The 2125-nt window shown below is 56.6% G+C and carries 2 protein-coding genes; one reads left to right on the forward strand and one right to left on the reverse strand.

The window, feature by feature from the left end; translation table 11 throughout:
* The first annotated feature begins 70 nt into the window (after positions 1–70).
* Positions 71–511 carry a NapC/NirT family cytochrome c gene (locus tag A6A04_RS22020; protein WP_156612707.1) on the forward strand — a complete coding sequence of 147 codons (441 nt, stop codon included), beginning with the start codon at positions 71–73 and terminating at the stop codon, positions 509–511.
* 316 nt (positions 512–827) lie between these two features.
* Here the strand turns inward: A6A04_RS22020 and A6A04_RS19555 are convergent, their stop codons facing one another.
* Positions 828–1808, reverse strand: a complete 981-nt coding sequence (locus A6A04_RS19555; protein ID WP_068495704.1) for a hypothetical protein — start codon at positions 1806–1808, stop codon at positions 828–830.
* Positions 1809–2125: the final 317 nt, after the last annotated feature.

Raw genomic sequence — 2125 nt, forward strand, 5'->3', positions numbered from 1 at the left:
TCTTATGAATCACGCAAACTTGCTCTTGGGAACCCCAAAAAACCGCCCGTAGCTAAAATATGCCAAAGTAGTGCTAGAATTCTGCATCTCGTGCCACGAGATGAGAGCAACGGTTTATGAGGAGTATAAGAAATCCCCTCACTACAGTAACCCTTCGGGAGTCAGGGTGACCTGTTCTGATTGCCATGTTCCCAGGTCCGGTCTGGCAATGTTAGTCCGCAAGATTGAGGCAGCCGCCGACATCTACCACACTGTGGTCGGCACCATTTCGACTCCAGAAAAATTCGAGGCCCGGAGACGGCTATTAGCCGAGCGTGTCTGGGACAGCATGCTCAAAAACGATTCGAGAGAATGCAGGGCCTGTCATAGTTACGAGGCTATGGCTTTTCACAAGCAGAGCAATGAGGCCCGGCAAAAAATGAAACTGGAGGCAGCGCCCAACAATAAATCATGCATTGAATGCCATAAAGGCATCGCTCATAAGTTTCCTCCTGAGCCACGTGATGATTGACGGGTCGTTGGCCCATCTCGGTCTCTCCAAATCTGACTGCGGCACCATTTCTTCGGTCATGACTCATGAAATGACCGGACAGGTCAGTTCAGGTTCACTTTGCCGGTCGGTTCCAGGGCGACCGGAATCTCACGTCTACGGATGGCCGGTCATGGCACTCAAGGGCCGTAGCGGCCATTGTCCGTGAACGACGGTTGACGAGGGGACAGCCGTCATATGCGGTGTCGAGGTCTAACTGCTTTGGAGGCACTTGCCGGGCGTCCACTTGGTCGAAGAATGGATTTTGGGCGTTTGCTGTCGTCACGCCCAGTGCTGGTTAGTTGGGACCGTTGAAGCCAGGTTCGTGGGATGACACTTCCACCGGCAAAGTGGAGGACTGCCTTGCGCGGACGGCCAACAGATTGGCCTCACTGGGCACGCCAATGACGGTGGCCATTCCCGGCAACACCTGGGCCCGTCCCGCGCTCCGTCGGCCATAGTGGGTCGTCGCTGTCTCCATGGAGGCGTGCCCCATCAATGCGGCGATCTGTTCCTTGTCCAGGATCATCTTCCAGTTGGCGGCGGCCTGATGCCTCGGCGAATAGAGGGTGTAGTGCTTTTTACGATGAGGCCACAATTCCCTCGTCGTCCGATAAAGCGCCTTACCGGATGATGCCACGCGCCTGTCCCAGGTTCCGTCGGCCGTGGTCTTCCTGGCCGTGCTCACCAACAACAGGACCAACTTGCGCAGTGATGGGCTCAGGTCAGGCAGTTCGATTTCTCTGAATACCCCATGGCTACGAGCATTGGTGCTCTTGGCATTGGCAACCTTTAGTAGCAGATCGGACTGCCTGGATGAAGGGCATAGAATCACCGACGGCCATTCACAGGGGCGGAGGCCAGCGATCGTACCGCAAAGCAGGAGCAGAGCTGCCAGGGACTTGGGCGACAGGTCGTCTTTGTGGCAGTTGTTTGTGGCATTGATCCGCTCAAGAAGGTGGTCGAGGAGCGTCTTCAGATCAGCAGGCGGGAGACGCTTTTCCTTTTGGCCGGATGTTCGACGCCCCCGTTTGCCCGATGCAGGCAGATCGGGCTGCTGAAGGAGGGCCGATATCTGCGACCCGAAGGCGAAGCTGAGCGCTGCACGATACTGCCGCCAAGTTGAAGGGGACCATCCTGCTTTGTGCCGGATCATCCAATCAGCCATGGTAGTGGCAGTGATTTCAGATGTCTCGCAGCCAAGGTCTCGAGAACTGGCAGCCATAAGTCGGTTAGCGACGCGCTTGTACCGGTCTTCAGTTTGACGGGTGCGTGTCATGGTGTTCTCCTCACGTTACTCGGACAAATGAGCGGCGTTGAGGGGAGCCCAATCGAAGTGCAAGTAACGCTGGTTGCATGCCCCCGCAACCAAAACGCAGAGACCCGCCCCCCTTGGGCGGGTCTTCGCGTTTTCGGTTATGAGGCTGGACTTCGCGCTTCCGATCTTCAGGGGGGATTACCGTTCCACCAGCAGGGCGCCAGCCGCCGTGGTCTTCGAGACCCGTCCGGTTGACCCTCCCCCCGTGAATGGCTCCAGGTTGAATGTAATAATTCAACTGACCATGAAGGGGACATTCCATGCCGAAGAAGAGACAT

The organism is Paramagnetospirillum marisnigri, assembly GCF_001650715.1.
In the GTDB taxonomy this organism is placed as follows: domain Bacteria; phylum Pseudomonadota; class Alphaproteobacteria; order Rhodospirillales; family Magnetospirillaceae; genus Phaeospirillum; species Phaeospirillum marisnigri.

Coding starts and splice junctions, on each gene's coding strand:
- A6A04_RS19555 (WP_068495704.1), bottom strand. CDS start 1,808: ATGACACGCACCCGTCAAACTGAAGACCGGTACAAGCGCGTCGCTAAC.